Raw genomic sequence first — 15,241 nt, forward strand, 5'->3', positions numbered from 1 at the left:
CCCCATGGACGTCGTCATTGTTGAATCGCCGGCCAAGGCGAAGACGATCAACAAATATCTCGGCAAGGGCTTCAAGGTCCTGGCCTCCTATGGCCATGTCCGCGACCTGCCTTCCAAGGATGGCTCGGTCCTGCCCGACGACGACTTCCGCATGGCCTGGGACGTCGATCCGAAATCCCAGAAGCGGCTCAACGACATCGCCGCCGCGGTCAAGGGCGCCGACAAGCTCATCCTCGCCACCGACCCCGATCGCGAGGGCGAGGCGATCTCCTGGCACGTCCTCGAGGTGCTGAACAAGAAGAAGGCGCTGCAGGGCATCGATGTGCAGCGCGTCGTCTTCAATGCCATCACCAAGAATTCCGTGCTCGAGGCGATGAAGCATCCGCGCGCGCTCGACAAGGAACTGATCGACGCCTATCTCGCGCGGCGGGCGCTCGACTATCTCGTCGGCTTCACGCTCTCGCCGGTGCTCTGGCGCAAGCTGCCCGGCGCGAGGTCTGCCGGGCGCGTGCAGTCGGTGGCGCTGCGTCTCATCTGCGACCGCGAGCTCGAGATCGACGCCTTCCGCTCGCAGGAATACTGGACCATCGAGACGGACTTCAAGACGGCTTCCGGCGCGCCCTTCACCGCGCGGATCGTCAATCTCGACGGCAAGAAGCTCGAAAAATTCGACATTCCGAACAAGGCGACCGCGGACGAGATCGTCGCGCGCATCAAGGCTTCGCGCTTCTCGGTGAAGTCCGTCGAGAGCAAGCCCGCGCGCCGCAACCCCTATCCGCCCTTCACCACCTCGACATTGCAGCAGGAAGCCTCGCGCAAGCTCGGCTTCTCGGCGAGCCGCACCATGCAGATCGCCCAGCGCCTTTATGAAGGCGTCGAGATCGACGGCGAGACGACCGGCCTCATCACCTATATGCGAACCGACGGCGTGCAGATCGCCGACGAGGCGATCGCGGCCGCGCGCACCGTCATCAACAATGAATTCGGCGAGGCTTACGTTCCCTCCGCGCCGCGCGTCTACAAGACCAAGGCGAAGAACGCGCAGGAAGCGCACGAAGCCATCCGCCCGACCGATCTTGCGCGCCTGCCCAAGCATGTGTCGGCCGTGCTCGACGACGATCAGCGCCGGCTCTACGAACTCGTCTGGAACCGCACCGTCGCAAGCCAGATGGAGAGCGTGCAGCTCGAGCGCACGACCATCGAGATCGAGGCGGACGAGCAGCAGATCGGGCTGCGCGCCACGGGCTCCGTCATCACCTTCGACGGCTTTCTGCGCCTCTATCAGGAAGGGCGCGACGATCCGGAGGATGGCGAGGAAGGCGGCCGTCTGCCCAAGGTTTCGCGTGGCGACAAGCTCGGGCTCGGCGATGTGCGCGCCAACCAGCACTTCACCGAACCGCCGCCGCGTTTCACCGAAGCGACGCTCGTGAAGCGCATGGAAGAACTCGGCATCGGCCGCCCCTCCACCTATGCCTCGACGCTGCAGACGCTGCGCGACCGCGGCTATGTGCAGATGGACAAGGGCCGCTTCGTGCCCGACGACAAGGGCCGGCTCGTCACCGCCTTCCTTGAAAACTTCTTCACCCGCTATGTCGAATACGACTTCACCGCCGACCTCGAGGAAAAGCTCGACAAGGTTTCGGCCGGCGAACTCGACTGGAAGCAGGTGCTGCGCGATTTCTGGAAGGATTTCACCGGCGCCGTCGGCGAGGCGATGGAGCTTCGCATCACGGAAGTACTCGACCGGCTGAACGAGGTGCTCGGCCCGCATGTCTTCCCTGACAAGGGTGACGGCAGCGATCCGCGCAAATGCCCGAATTGCGACGATGGCAAGCTCTCGCTCAAGGTCGGCAAGTTCGGCGCCTTTGTCGGCTGCTCGAATTATCCCGACTGCCGCTATACGCGCCAGCTCACCGCGGGCGCTGAAGGCGAGGAAGCCGTATCCGGCGAGCGCACGCTCGGCGTCGATCCCGAGACCGGCAAGCCCGTGCTCATCAAGTCCGGGCGCTTCGGCCCCTATATCCAGCTCGGCGAGGCGGAAGACGGCGAGAAGCCGAAACGCGCCGGCATTCCGCGCGGCACTTCGGCGGCGACGCTCACGCTGGAGCGCGCGCTTGAACTCCTCTCGCTCCCGCGCGAAGTCGGCATCCATCCCGAGACGCGGCAGCCCATCACGGCGGGGCTCGGCCGCTTCGGCCCCTTCATCCTGCATGAGGGTGTCTACGCCAATCTCAAGGACCCCGAAGAGGTCTTCACCATCGGCGTCAACCGCGCGGTCGATCTCCTCGCCGAAAAGGCGCTGAAGGCCAAGGCGCGCGCCGGAAAGACGCTGCGCGATCTCGGCGCTCATCCCGAAGACGGCAAGCCCGTGCAGATCATGGAAGGCAAATACGGGCCTTACGTGAAGCATGGATCGACCAACGCGACCTTGCCCAAGGATACGGACATCGAGAGCTATTCGCTCGAGGAAGCTGTCGCGCTCGTCGCAGAAAAATCCGGCAAGGCGCCGAAGAAGAAGAAAGCCGCCGCGAGCAAGGCGGAAAAGCCCGCGAAAAAGGCCGCAGCGAAAAAGCCGGCGGCGAAGAAAGCGTCCACGGCCAAAAAGCCTGCGGCCAAAAAACCCGCCGCGAAGAAGGCCGCGCCCAAGGCGAAGGCCCGCGCCACCGAGCTGGCGGACTGATGGCGCCCCGCAGGAAGACCGCATCGGGGAAAGACACGCCCAAAAAGCGCGAAAGATCGAACGGCCTGCCCTCCCGGGAGCAGATCCTCGAATTCGTCTCCTCCGCGACCGGCGCGGTCGGCAAGCGCGAGATCGCGCGCGCCTTCGGCATCAAGGGCGCCGACCGCATCCCCTTGAAGCAGATGCTGAAGGAGATGGCCGAGGAAGGGCTGCTCGCCAAACGCGAGGGACGCAGGCTTCAGCGCGCGGGCGAACTGCCGCCCGTCACGGTCATCGAGATCACGCATAGCGACACGGACGGGGAACTCGTCGCCCGCCCCGTCGACTGGGCCGGCGAAGGCGCCGCCCCCGAAATCGTCGTTACGCCCGAGCCTCACAAGGGCCGCATCGGCGAGCGCGATGCCGAACCGCCCGCAGGCGTGGGCGACCGCGTGCTCGCCCGGCTCACGCGCACGACGGAAGAAGGCGAGATCTACGCCTACGAGGCGCGCATCATCCGCCGCGTCGGCAAGGGCGCGGAGCAGGTGCTCGGCCTTTTCCGCGAAACCTCCGAGGGCGGACGGCTCGTGCCGGTGGACAAGCGCGTCCGCAATGAATCCGAGATCGCCCGCGCCGATACGGGCGGCGCGAAGGATGGCGACCTCGTGCTCGCGGAAATCGTCCCCGGCAAGCGCTATGGGCTTTCGCGCGCGCGCGTCCGCGAGGTCTTCGGTCGCAGCGACGATCCGAAATCGATCAGCCTCATAGCCATTCACGCGCATGGCATTCCCGACAAGTTTCCCGACAGCGTGCTCCGCGAAGCGGAGGCGTCAAGGCCGCATGGCATCGAGGGCCGCACCGATCTGCGCGACATCCCGCTCGTCACCATCGACCCTGAAGACGCGCGCGATCATGACGACGCCGTCTGGGCGGGCCCCGACCCCGATCCCGTGAATGAAGGCGGCCATGTCGTGATCGTCGCCATCGCGGATGTCGCGGCCTATGTGCGGCCGGGATCGCCGATGGATCGCGAGGCGCGCAAGCGCGGCAACTCCACCTATTTCCCCGATCGCGTCGTGCCGATGCTGCCCGAGCGCATCTCGAACGATCTCTGCTCGCTCCGCGAAAAGGAAGATCGCGCCTGCTTCGCCGTGCGCATGGTCTTCGATGCGAACGGCAACAAGCGCCGTCATGAATTCATCCGCGGCTTCATGCGCTCGGCGGCGCGGCTGAGCTATCGCCAGGTACAGCAGGCCATCGACGGCGCGCCGGACGACAAGACCGGACCCATTCTTGAGCCCGTGCTCCGCCCGCTCTGGGATGCCTACAAGACGATTTCCATCGCGCGCGAGAAACGCGGTCCGCTCGATCTGGACCTGCCGGAATATAGAGCGCGGCTCGATGAGCGCGGCCGCATCGCGGCCATCCGTATCGCAGACAAGTTCGAATCCATGAAGCTTATCGAGGAGTTCATGATTCAGGCGAATGTCTGCGCCGCCGAGACGGCCGAGCAGCGGCAGACATCGCTCATCTATCGCATTCACGACGCGCCCTCGCGCGAAAAGCTCGTCGCCCTGTCCGAATTTCTGCAGACGCTCAATCTGAGCTTTCCGAAGGGCCAGGTCGTCCGGCCGTCGAACTTCAACCGCATCCTTGCGGAAGTGGACGGCACGGAATTCGATCAGATGGTGTCGAGCATCATCCTGCGCTCGCAGGCGCAGGCGGTCTATTCTCCCGATAATATCGGCCATTTCGGGCTCAACCTGCGCCGCTACGCGCATTTCACTTCGCCCATCCGCCGCTACGCCGATCTCGTCGTCCACCGTGCGCTCATCGCGGCACTGCGCTTCGGCGCCGATGGTCAGAGTGCGGATGAAGCAGGATCACTCGCTGAAATCGCGGAGCACATCTCCGAGACGGAACGCCGCTCCATGCTTGCCGAGCGCGATTCCATGGACCGGTTCATCGCCGCCTTTCTCGAGGCGCGCATCGGCGCGGAATTTCCGGGCCGTATTTCCGGCGTCACGCGCTTCGGCCTTTTCGTGCGCCTCGACGAAACCGGCGCCGACGGCATCGTGCCGATCTCCAATCTCGGTACGGAGTTCTTCCACCATGACGAGGCGGGCCATGCGCTCATCGGCGAGCGCAGCGGCCTCACCTTCCGCCTCGGCGAGCGCGTCTCGGTGCGGCTGGAGGAGGCGGTTCCGGTCACGGGCGGATTGAGATTTGAAATCGTCGAAGGCGGAACGGAAGGAAAGCCCGCTGGTCGCCATGGCGCGGCTTACGGAAAGGGACGCGGAAAGGCGCCTCACCGCGCCGCCGCCAAGCCCGGCAAAAAATCCGCCCAAAAGCCCCGAAAGAATGTCAAACTCCGCGCCGGCCAGAAACCGGCGGGGAAGCGCGCGAAACAACCACACGCGCACTAAGGGTGTTCGACAGCGTCAACCTGCCGCATTCAATCGTCTCTGGAATAAGACAAATCTACGAGATCGCCCTTTAGCCAGATGGCACGAATGAGCACATTTTCGGATATGTATGAATCAGCAGGTCCCGAGATTGTCCGCCACGAAGTCAGGCCCTTCGGCCGCTCCGTGTGGCGTGGTTTCTCGATGCGCTGCCCGGCCTGCGGCGAAGGTCATATATTCCGCGCTTTTCTAAAGGTTGCCGACCGCTGCCCCCATTGCAGCGAGGAGCTGTTCCACCATCAGGCGGATGACGCGCCGCCCTACTTCACCATTCTCATCGTCGGCCATCTGATCGTGCCGATCATGCTGGCGGTAGAGCTCGAATACATGCCGCCGCTCTGGGTCCACATGACGCTGTGGCCGCTGGCGACGCTGCTGCTGTCGCTGATTCTGCTCCCCCGCATCAAGGGCGCGGTGGTCGGCCTGCAATGGTCGCGCCGCATGCATGGATTCGGCGACGAGCCCGACTTCTGATCGCGCGTTCTGGACAGGCCCGGCATCAGGGCGCATCCTGCCCGGACAACGAAATTGAATCCGGGAAAGACAAGATGGCGGAAACGGCAACAGGGTCGTTCGACCCCAAACATTCGCGCGATCAGGAATTCCGCGACACGGCCCAGGGGCGCGCCGTGCGCCCGCGCGATGCGGCAACCCTGATCCTGGTTCGCAACGATGGCAGCGCGCCACGCGTTCTGATGGGCCAGCGCCACGCCAACCACAAATTCATGCCGAACAAATTCGTCTTCCCCGGCGGGCGCGTCGATCCGGCCGACAGCCGTATCCGCCCGGTCGAAGACCTGCGCAGCGACGTCGCCCAGCTTCTTCTGGCCCGGATGCGCGGCACGCCGAGCGAGAATCGCGCCCGCGCACTTGCCATGGCCGCGATCCGCGAAACCTTCGAAGAAACGGGCCTCGCCGTGGGCCGTCCCATCGGCTCGCCGCAATCGAGCAAGCACAAGGACTGGGCCGCCTATTTCTCGACCGGCGTTTCGCCCGCGCTCAGCGCGCTCGATTTCGTCGCCCGGGCCATCACCCCGCCCTATCGCACGCGCCGCTTCGATACGCGCTTCTTCATCGCGGATGCGGAACTCATTCAGGGCGATCCGTCGCATATCGCCGGTTCGGGCGAATTGCAGGGCCTCCACTGGATCAGCATCAAGGACGCGGAAGACCTCGATCTGCCGAACATCACCCGCGTCGTGCTCGCCGAAATCGACGAGCGCCTGCGCCAGCCCCTCGCCGCGCAGAAGAAGCGCGCCGTTCCCTTCATCCATTTCCGGAACGGCCAGGCGATCCGGGATACGCTGGTTCCCTGATATGTCCGTCAAAGAGCCCATCGGCGGCATTCGCGTGCGCCCGCGCGACGCCGCAAGCCTCGTCCTTGTCGATGAACGGGGAGCGGAGCCGCTCATCCTCATGGGGCGGCGCCATGCGCGCATGAAGTTCATTCCCGACGCTTTCGTCTTTCCGGGTGGAAAGCTTGATCCCGAGGACTTGCTGGTGAAGCCCGCCACACCTCTCGGCGATGCGGCCTTCGGCGAGAAGACGCAGGCGCTCGCCATGGCGGCGATCCGCGAGACATTCGAGGAGACGGGCCTTCTCCTCGCGGCGCCGGGCGATGTCGGGCCGGATGCGGGCGCCACATGGGCCGAGTTCCGTGCGCAGGGCATCGCGCCGCGCCTCGACGCGCTGTCCGGCGTCGCCCGCGCCATCACGCCAGCCGGAAGCCCGATCCGCTTTCATGCTCGCTTCTTCACGGCTTCCGCGGCGGAACTCGATGGAACATTGCGCGGCAGCGGCGAGCTTGAAGACCTCGACTGGTATCCGCTTTCCGAGGCCCTCAAGCTCCCGGTCATCGACGTGACCGAATTCGTGCTCCACGAAATCGGACGGCGCGCGGCGGGCAATTCGCGCAAGCGCGTTCCGCTCTATTGCTACAGAAACAACCGGCCTCTGGTCCGCGCCTGATAAAGAGGCGGCCGGAGCGGTCCCATGGAGCGGCAATCCGACATGCAGGAAAGCCAGAGCCTCAATCTCGAGGCGAGAGAAGAACCGTTGAGCCGGGCCGACCGGCGGCGCAGCCTCATCGCCGTCATCGCCTGCATCACCGTGGTCGGCATCGGCCTTGGCTCGTCGATCCCGTTGCTTGCGCTCCTGATGGAGCGGCGCCAGATCCCCGCGCTGCTCATCGGCCTCAACACCGCGATGCCGGCCATTGCGACCTTCATGCTGACGCCGTTCATTCCGCGCCTTCTGCGCCGCGTGCCCGTCATTCCCTTCCTGCTCGCCTGCGTCGCTGTCTCGGCGCTGGCCATGCCCTGCTACTACATCTTCCAGAATGTCTGGCTCTGGTTCCCCATCCGCTTCGTCAACGGTCTCGCCATCACCGGCCTTTTCGTCGTCAGCGAATTCTGGATCAACTCGCTCGCCGACGAGAAGAATCGCGGCAAGCTCATGGGGCTTTACGGAACGATCCTCTCCTGCGGCTTTGCGGCGGGCCCGGCGCTTCTCTATCTCGCGGGCGCGGACGGCGCGCTCCCATTCCTCCTCATCGGCTCTCTGCTGCTCGCTGGCGGCGCGCCGCTTCTCGTCTTCGGCCGCGGCCTCGCGCCCAGCATCAAGGAAAAGCCGAGCCACGGCTTCCTGACTTTCCTTCTCGTCGCCCCGGCGGCGACGCTTGCAGGGCTCATCTACGGCGCCACAGAAACCAATATCTTCAACATGCTGCCCATCTATGCGCTGCGTTCCGGCATGGGCGAGCAGGCGGCGGCATTCGTCCTGACGATCTTCGCGGCCGGCAACATCGCTTTCCAGTTCCCGATCGGCCTCATCGCCGACAGGATCGACCGCCGGGCCGTTCTTCTGGTCTGCGCTGCGGGCGGCTTTCTCGGCATTCTCGCCATCCCCTTCACCACCTTCTCCATGCCGCTCTTCGCGCTGGTTCTTTTCGTCTTCGGCGGCGTCGTGGTCGGGCTCTATACGGTCGGCCTGACGCTGCTCGGCCAGCGCTTCCGGGGCGCGGACCTCGCCGCCGCCAACGCAGCCTTCGTCATGATGTATTCGACAGGCGCGCTGGTGGGGCCGCCGCTTTCGGGCTTCGCCATGGATCTCTGGAATCCCCATGGGCTGATTGTCGCCATGGGGAGCCTTTGCGGGATCTACCTCATCGTCGCCGGCTGGCGATATGCGAAGGCGTCGCCCGAGGCCCAGGGCGCGCTCTGAGGCGATCCACGACGAGCCCGAAACTCGCTTGCACGTCCGGGCCTTAGCAAGATCGAGAGCGGACTTGACTTAGCCTCTCGGGCGAGTAGTCTGCGCCGCAATCCGCACATCCACCGATCTGCGAGAAGTACCTTTCGCGGGCGCCTTGGCCGACCCGCCCAAATCAAGGATTTCGAGCCATGGCGAAGCCGGCTTCAATCAAGATCAAGCTCGAAAGCAGCGCGGGCACGGGCTATTTCTACGTGACCAAGAAGAATTCCCGCACGATGACGGAAAAGTTCGTCATCAAGAAGTACGACCCGATCGCGCGCAAGCACGTCGAGTTCAAGGAAACCAAGATCAAATAAGCGTTGAGCGGGCGTCGCGCCCGCTCTGCTTGGCGGATCAAAGGCAAAAGGCCGGTCTTGCGACCGGCCTTTTGTTTTCCCCCCGTACCGGGTTCCTCAAACGGTGGCCGACCGGAAGTCATGGCTTATCAGAGGAGGCCACTCCACACCACGTTCCGGCCGGCCGTGCCTCACGGACTCAGGAGATGCGGCGGACCCGAGCGCCCCGTGAGGACACATATCGCTGTAGACCGCTCCGGCTCTCCCTCACCCCCCAGCGACGAAAGCCGACGGAACAGCGAAACATTTGAGTAAAATTACGCTAGCACGCTGGATGAGCCAAATAAAGTCACTCGCCAGCAACACGGTGTAAACGCCTGATTAACCATGAATAAACATGGTTAAAGAAATGCTGCAAGAAGCTCCAGCCAGGCTCCGGCAAGCAAAATCCGGCAGCCCGCCCTTAAGCTATTTCAATGGCTTACACTTGAATTGCGAGATAGAATCTCAAGCAGCTTCGGCAACCACGCGGTTGCGCCCATCGCGCTTGGCGCGATAGAGCGCGGCGTCGGCGCGCTCGAGCAATGCCTTCGCCGTGTCGCTCGGCCCGACCGTGACCGCGATCCCGATGCTCACCGTGATGTTGAGCGTCTCCATGGGCTCGATGCGGAAAGGCACTTCCGCCACCTTCTGGCGAAGCCGTTCGGCGACCATGAGCGCATAGGAAAGATCGGTGTCCGGCATGACGACGACGAACTCCTCGCCGCCGAGACGGCAGGCGAGATCGACCCCGCGCACATTCTGTTCGATTCGCTGCGCGAATTCCTTGAGCACCGCGTCGCCGGCCGGATGCCCGTGGGTATCGTTCACCGCCTTGAAGTAGTCGATGTCGAAGATGAGCAGCGATACCGGCTTGCCCGCATGCGCCCCTTCTTCAACCAGCGTGGCAAGATGGCCTTCCATGTAGCGGCGGTTATAGAGGCCGGTGAGGCTGTCCGTAACGGCGAGTTCGAGCCCCTTCTGGAAGCGATCCCGCAGGTAATCCTGATAACGCTTGCGGCGGAGTTGCGTCCGGCAGCGCGCGACCAGCTCGTTCCGCTCCACCGGGCGGAGCAGATAGTCGTTTACGCCCATGTCGAGCGCGCGGACGAGGCGCGGCGTGTCCCCTTCCTCCACGATGACGAGAATCGGCGTCTGCCGCGTCGCCTCGGCGGAGCGAAGCTGCGAGCAGAGCCTGAGCCCGTCGAACTCCTGAAGCGTGAGGCTGACGATGAGGAGATCATAGGCGCCGGTCGCGGCGAGCTGCACCATGTCCTCGGGCGTATCGGCGACCGTGACCATGTGCTGGTGCGAAAGCGCTTCCGTCAGCCGCTTGAGCGAATTCGGCCGGTCGTCGATCACGAGCGCCCTGCCCGGTTCCGCCATGAGCATGCGCTCGGTCGAGGTGCCGACAAAGGCGCCGATGCGCTGGCCGGTCGCCTCGCGCATACGCAATTCATCCGTCACCGTTTTCAGGCGGACGAGGCTCTTCACCCGCGCGAAAAGCGCGACATCGTTGACAGGCTTGGTCAGAAAATCATCGGCCCCCGCCTCCAGGCCCTGAATGCGGTCCTTCGGCTGGTCGAGCGCCGTCACCATGATGACCGGAATATGCTCGGTCTGCGGCGCGGCCTTGAGCCTGCGGCATACCTCGAAGCCGTCCATCCCCGGCATCATGACGTCGAGCAGGATGATGTCCGGCTGCTGCGCCATGGCGATTTCGAGCGCCTCTGGGCCCGAAGACGCCTTGAGCACGCCGAAATACTCCGCCGTCAGCTTCGCATCGAGGAGCTTCAGGTTGGCTGGAACATCGTCGACAATGAGAACGCGCGCCGTCACTGCTCTTGCCCTTACCTCAGGAAACGCTGGACGGTCTCCAGGAACTGAGTGACCGAGATGGGTTTCGAGATGTAGGCCTCGCAGCCGCCTTCGCGAATCTTCTCTTCGTCGCCCTTCATGGCGAAGGCCGTGACCGCGACCACCGGGATCGAGCGGAGGCTGTCGTCTTCCTTGATCCATTTGGTGACTTCGAGCCCCGACACTTCGGGAAGCTGAATGTCCATGAGGATCAGATCGGGACGATTCTTGCGCGCAATTTCCAGCGCCTCGATGCCGTCCCGCGTCTGAAGCGTCTCATAGCCATGAGCGTCAAGAAGGTCATGGAAGAGCTTCATGTTGAGCTCGTTGTCCTCGACGATCAGAACTTTTTTGGTCATCGCATCCATAGCTCCAAACCCCACCCCTGTTGCCCTGCCGCTCCGACCCCTTGATATTCTTCTCCGGGGCGTGGATGCCGATTCCGCACCTCAGACAGCTCATATGACGCCAATATCGTTAACTAAGTCTTTAATCATCGCCCCGGCGCAGGCCGTTTCGCCTCAATCTGGGGCTATGATTAATTTGTTATTGTCGAGGAAACGGAACGTTAGCCATGCAGGCCGAACAGGCTGAACTCATTGCGATAAAGGCGCTCGGCCACATTGCCGGCGACGACGAATTGCTGTTCGCATTCGTCGACATAACCGGCCTTTCGCCCGCCGATCTCAGAGAGCGCGGCGGCGACCCGGAAATCCTGGGCGGCGTGCTCGACTTCATCCTCATGGACGAAGCGCGCCTCCTCGCCTTCTGCGAAGCGGCGGGGCTGAAGCCCGAACTACCCGGCAGGGCGAGAAAGCTCCTTCCCGGCGGCGAGGAGGTGCACTGGACATGAACGCCCCAAAGGCAAATACCGCCCCGCACATGCAGCGCCTCGATCTTCTCGCGCTACACGAGGATGTCGCCCCGCAGATCGAGGCGCTGCAACTCACGCGCGGAAAGCCGCTCATCGTCTCCGATTGCGACGAAGTGCTGATGCAGTTCATCGCCGGGCTCGAGCTCTATCTGGAAACGCAAGGGCTCTGGCTCGATCTCAAGAGCTTCGCGCTGACCGGCAACGTCAAGCGGCGCGACACGGGCGAGCCCGTTCCGGCCGCCGAAATGCCCGAACTGCTGAAAAGCTTTTTCGCCTCCTCCACCCACTCGCTCATTCCGGTGCAGGGCGCGGCCGCCGCGCTTAAGGCGCTGCGCGCCCGCGCGCAGATCGTCGTGCTGACCAATGTGCCTTTCTCCGAAAGGGAAACACGGGCGCAAAACCTCGCGGCCCATGGCATGGCCTATCCCGTCATCGCCAACAAGGGGCTCAAGGGAGGCGCGGTGAAGCGGCTCGCCGAACTCGTCGAGGCGCCCGTCATCTTCCTCGACGACATTCCGCACAACATCGCCTCGGTCGCTGCCGCCCATGCGCCGACGCACCGCATCCACTTCATCGCCGACCCGCGCCTCGCCCGGCTGCTGCCGCCTTCCGAGCACAGCCACTTCCACACCACGGACTGGGCGCTGGCGCATGATTTCATCTCGGCCTGTCTCGAAAAGGATGGTTTCTGATTTCCATGCGTATCGGCATTGACCTCGGCGGCACGAAAATCGAAGCCATCGCGCTCGGCGCGGGCGGACGCGAAGTCGGGCGGCGGCGCATCGCGACGCCCGGAAGCTACGCGGCGACCATCGCCGCCATCCGCGATCTCGTCGTCGCCCTCGAAAGCGACACCGGCGAACGGGGCACCGTCGGCATCGGCATGCCGGGCGCCTTCTCCCCCGCAACGGGCCTCGTGAAGAACGCGAACAGCACATGGCTCAACGACATGCCCTTCGACCGCGACCTCGGTGCGGCGCTCGGGCGCGAATTGCGCTTCGCCAATGACGCCGATTGCTTCGCGCTCTCAGAGGCGACGGATGGCGCGGGCGCGGGCGCGCCGAGCGTCTTCGGCGTCATTCTCGGCACGGGCGTCGGCGCCGGCATCGTCATTCACGGACGTCTGCTCTCGGGCCCCAATGCCATAGCGGGCGAATGGGGCCACAACCAGCTTCCCCGGATGCTGCCCGACGAGATTCCTGGCCCCGATTGCTATTGCGGGCAGAAGGGCTGCATCGAGACGTGGAACTCCGGCCCCGGCTTCGAGGCCGAATACGAACGCATGGAAAACGAGAAGCTCACCACGCATGAGATCGTGGCGGCGGCCGAGGCAGGCTCGCGGCCCGCGCGCTCGGCCTTGCGGCGCTATTCCGACCGCCTCGCCCGCGCGCTCTCGCATGTCATCAACCTCATCGACCCGCATGTGATCGTGCTCGGCGGCGGCATGTCGAACATCGCCGCGCTTTACGACGAGGTGCCCGCGCGCTGGGGCTCATATGTCTTTTCCGACCGCGTCGACACGAAGCTCGTGCGCAACCGGCACGGCGATGCGAGCGGCGTGCGGGGCGCGGCCTGGCTCTGGCCGGAGGAGAGCGCGGGATGAATGCGGGCGCCGCGCCAGCCAAAGGCTTCTGCCGCGATTGCTTCGCCGAGGTGGAGGCCGGCCGCACGCGCTGCCCGGCCTGCAATCGCCCGCGCCTCGTCTTCCATCCCGAACTGAACGAACTCGGCATCGCGCATCTTGATTGCGACGCCTTCTACGCCGCCATCGAAAAACGCGACAACCCGGAATTGCGAGACAAGCCGCTCATCATCGGCGGCGGCAAGCGCGGCGTCGTCTCGACCTGCTGCTACATCGCCCGCATTCGCGGCGTGCGCTCCGCGATGCCCATGTTCAAGGCGCTGCAAGCCTGCCCCGAAGCCATCGTCCTGCCGCCCGACATGGCGAAATATGTCCGCGTCGGGCGCGAGGTGCGCCAGCTCATGCGCGAGCTGACGCCGCTCGTCGAGCCGCTCTCGATTGATGAGGCATTTCTCGACCTGAACGGCACGGAGCGGCTTCATCATGCGAGCCCCGCCACGACGATGGCGAAGCTCCAGACGCGCATCGAAAAGGAAATCGGCATCACCGTTTCCGTGGGCCTCAGCTACTGCAAGTTTCTGGCGAAGATCGCATCCGACATGGACAAGCCGCGCGGCTTCGCCGTGCTCGGGCGGGCGGAGGCGCTCGATTTCCTCGCCTCGAAGCCCGTCTCCTTCATCTGGGGCGTCGGCAAGTCGCTCGAAGCCCGGCTCGCGCGCGACGGCATCAGCCGCATCGCCCAGCTTCAGCGCATGGAGGAAAACGATCTCATGGCGCGCTACGGCGTCATGGGCCGCAGGCTCTGGCGGCTGTCGCGTGGCCTCGACGAGCGCTCCGTATCGAGCGCCAATGTCGCAAAGAGCATCTCGGCGGAAACGACGTTTGCGGAGGATATTACCGATGGCGCCGAGCTTCGCCGCCGCCTGTGGCCGCTCTGCGAGAAGGTCGCTCGCCGCGCGAAGGAAGCAGGCCATTCCGGCGCCACGGTGGTGCTCAAGCTCAAGACCGCCGATTTCAGGATCCGCACGAGAAGCATCACCCTTCCCGATCCGACACAGCTTGCCGAAGTGATCTACAGAACGGGCGCGCCGCTGCTTGCGAAGGAGGCCGATGGAACAGCCTTCCGCCTGCTCGGCATCGGCATCGCGCAACTCGCGGATGCCGACCTCGCCGATCCGCCCGATATGCTCGACCCCGGCGCCACGCGGCGGGCGGAAGCAGAACGCGCCATGGACCGCGTTCGCGCCCGCTTCGGCGCGCAAGCCATCATCAAGGGGCGTGGCATGACGAGCTGAGGCCCGGCACGGGGGCGCTAGCAGGCGCCGGGCTTGAAATACTCGATCTGGGTGAGGTCGCCCTTCAGCACCATATCGTCATAATCGAGCGTCAGGGCGCTCATCACGCCGTTCGGAAACATGGCGAAACCCATCTCGAAACTCGGCGTCTCGTCATTGCCCCTGTCGTCCTGATCGAAATAGCTCACATGCACATGCCATGGCGAGGCATTGTCGAGTGCTGCGCCCGCGCCCCGATTCCTGATCCGAACCTTCCTGGCGTCTGCGGGCGCCGTGGCCCGTTTGCCGATAAAGGCCGTGACATAGGTCGCCGTGGACTGGGTTCCGTCGAAGAGTGTATTGCTGAAGACGGTCTTTCCATCCCGCGCGGCCTGAAGCAGAGCCACGTTGAAGGCGGTCGGGAAAAGCACGTCGCCGGGCAGTTCGGCCGGCTCCTTGCCTTCCTCCTCGAGCACGACACGCCCCCCCTTCCGATAGACATGCCCGGACTGGCGGAGCGACGGCTTGCCGTCGGCATATTCGACCCGGTCGAAGCGGAACTCATGTCCATCGAGCGACTCGAAGGAAGTAAGCCGCACGTCGCTGACGGAGATCGCATTCGCCTCGTCGCTCGATCTCGTGACGACGCGCTGCTCCGATGTGTAGCCCTCGCAAGCGGGCCCGCCGCGCCACTCCACCACCATGCGCCCGTCGAGCCCCTCCACCTCGCTCGCCGCCTTTACCCGGTCGACCGAAAGGTCGTAGACGGCCCGGTGCATCTGCAAATCGACGGGATCGCTGCCCTCGGCGCGCGTCAGCGCGAAAAGCCCGAGCCCGATCGCCAACGCCCCGGCAATGGATCCGATGACGATCCGGGGCGCATGCCGGCGAATTTGAAAACTTGTCCGCATCTGGGAGAAACTTCCTTTCGACTGCGCGCCCC

At 64.5% G+C, this 15,241-nt stretch carries 14 protein-coding genes; 11 read left to right on the forward strand and 3 right to left on the reverse strand.

What is annotated here, in order from left to right:
* The first annotated feature begins 4 nt into the window (after positions 1–4).
* The 7 genes from topA (at position 5) to rpmG (ending at position 8,693) form a co-directional block, all read left to right on the forward strand.
* Positions 5–2,680 (forward strand): type I DNA topoisomerase, encoded by a 2,676-nt coding sequence (gene topA / locus PKA57_RS10270; protein ID WP_324300200.1) that lies wholly within the window; start codon positions 5–7, stop codon positions 2,678–2,680.
* Entirely contained in the window at positions 2,680–5,085 is a 2,406-nt protein-coding gene (rnr, locus tag PKA57_RS10275; RefSeq protein WP_324300202.1) for a ribonuclease R, read from the forward strand. Before topA ends, rnr begins: the two co-directional genes overlap by 1 nt.
* A gap of 87 nt (positions 5,086–5,172) precedes the next feature.
* Positions 5,173–5,598 carry a DUF983 domain-containing protein gene (locus tag PKA57_RS10280; protein WP_324300203.1) on the forward strand — a complete coding sequence of 142 codons (426 nt, stop codon included), beginning with the start codon at positions 5,173–5,175 and terminating at the stop codon, positions 5,596–5,598.
* A 74-nt stretch (positions 5,599–5,672) separates the two neighbouring features.
* Positions 5,673–6,440, forward strand: a complete 768-nt coding sequence (locus PKA57_RS10285; protein ID WP_324300205.1) for an NUDIX hydrolase — start codon at positions 5,673–5,675, stop codon at positions 6,438–6,440.
* A gap of 1 nt (position 6,441) precedes the next feature.
* Positions 6,442–7,092: an NUDIX domain-containing protein gene (locus PKA57_RS10290; RefSeq protein WP_324300207.1), complete on the forward strand. Its 651-nt coding sequence runs from the start codon at positions 6,442–6,444 to the stop codon at positions 7,090–7,092.
* A gap of 24 nt (positions 7,093–7,116) precedes the next feature.
* Entirely contained in the window at positions 7,117–8,346 is a 1,230-nt protein-coding gene (locus PKA57_RS10295) for an MFS transporter (RefSeq protein WP_324300209.1), read from the forward strand.
* A gap of 179 nt (positions 8,347–8,525) precedes the next feature.
* The gene (gene rpmG / locus PKA57_RS10300; protein WP_324300211.1) at positions 8,526–8,693 is read left to right on the forward strand and encodes a 50S ribosomal protein L33; all 168 of its coding nucleotides are present in this window, start codon (positions 8,526–8,528) and stop codon (positions 8,691–8,693) included.
* A 486-nt stretch (positions 8,694–9,179) separates the two neighbouring features.
* On the opposite strand, the gene PKA57_RS10305 is transcribed toward rpmG, so the two are convergent.
* Together PKA57_RS10305 and PKA57_RS10310 are read right to left on the reverse strand one after the other, a co-directional pair.
* Positions 9,180–10,550: a PleD family two-component system response regulator gene (locus tag PKA57_RS10305; RefSeq protein ID WP_324300213.1), complete on the reverse strand. Its 1,371-nt coding sequence runs from the start codon at positions 10,548–10,550 to the stop codon at positions 9,180–9,182.
* Positions 10,551–10,561: 11 nt separating this feature from the next.
* Positions 10,562–10,927: a response regulator gene (locus tag PKA57_RS10310; protein WP_293550074.1), complete on the reverse strand. Its 366-nt coding sequence runs from the start codon at positions 10,925–10,927 to the stop codon at positions 10,562–10,564.
* Positions 10,928–11,142: 215 nt separating this feature from the next.
* Between PKA57_RS10310 and PKA57_RS10315 the strand changes: the two genes are divergently transcribed.
* The 4 genes from PKA57_RS10315 to PKA57_RS10330 are packed head-to-tail and all read left to right on the forward strand — an operon-like array spanning position 11,143 to position 14,319.
* Positions 11,143–11,421, forward strand: coding sequence for a DUF3572 domain-containing protein (locus PKA57_RS10315; RefSeq protein WP_324300217.1), 279 nt, complete (start codon positions 11,143–11,145; stop codon positions 11,419–11,421).
* Positions 11,418–12,134 carry a hypothetical protein gene (locus PKA57_RS10320; RefSeq protein WP_324300219.1) on the forward strand — a complete coding sequence of 239 codons (717 nt, stop codon included), beginning with the start codon at positions 11,418–11,420 and terminating at the stop codon, positions 12,132–12,134. The genes PKA57_RS10315 and PKA57_RS10320 overlap by 4 nt, the downstream gene beginning before the upstream one ends.
* A 5-nt stretch (positions 12,135–12,139) precedes the next feature.
* Positions 12,140–13,045: an ROK family protein gene (locus tag PKA57_RS10325; RefSeq protein ID WP_324300221.1), complete on the forward strand. Its 906-nt coding sequence runs from the start codon at positions 12,140–12,142 to the stop codon at positions 13,043–13,045.
* Complete coding sequence (locus tag PKA57_RS10330; protein ID WP_324300223.1) at positions 13,042–14,319, forward strand: DNA polymerase IV; 1,278 nt, start codon at positions 13,042–13,044, stop codon at positions 14,317–14,319. Before PKA57_RS10325 ends, PKA57_RS10330 begins: the two co-directional genes overlap by 4 nt.
* A gap of 17 nt (positions 14,320–14,336) precedes the next feature.
* On the opposite strand, the gene PKA57_RS10335 is transcribed toward PKA57_RS10330, so the two are convergent.
* The gene (locus PKA57_RS10335) at positions 14,337–15,143 is read right to left on the reverse strand and encodes a DUF1849 family protein (protein ID WP_324300225.1); all 807 of its coding nucleotides are present in this window, start codon (positions 15,141–15,143) and stop codon (positions 14,337–14,339) included.
* Between the last annotated feature and the right edge of the window lie 98 nt (positions 15,144–15,241).

Source organism: Parvibaculum sp. (genome assembly GCF_035325945.1).
Classification (GTDB): Bacteria; Pseudomonadota; Alphaproteobacteria; order Parvibaculales; family Parvibaculaceae; genus Parvibaculum.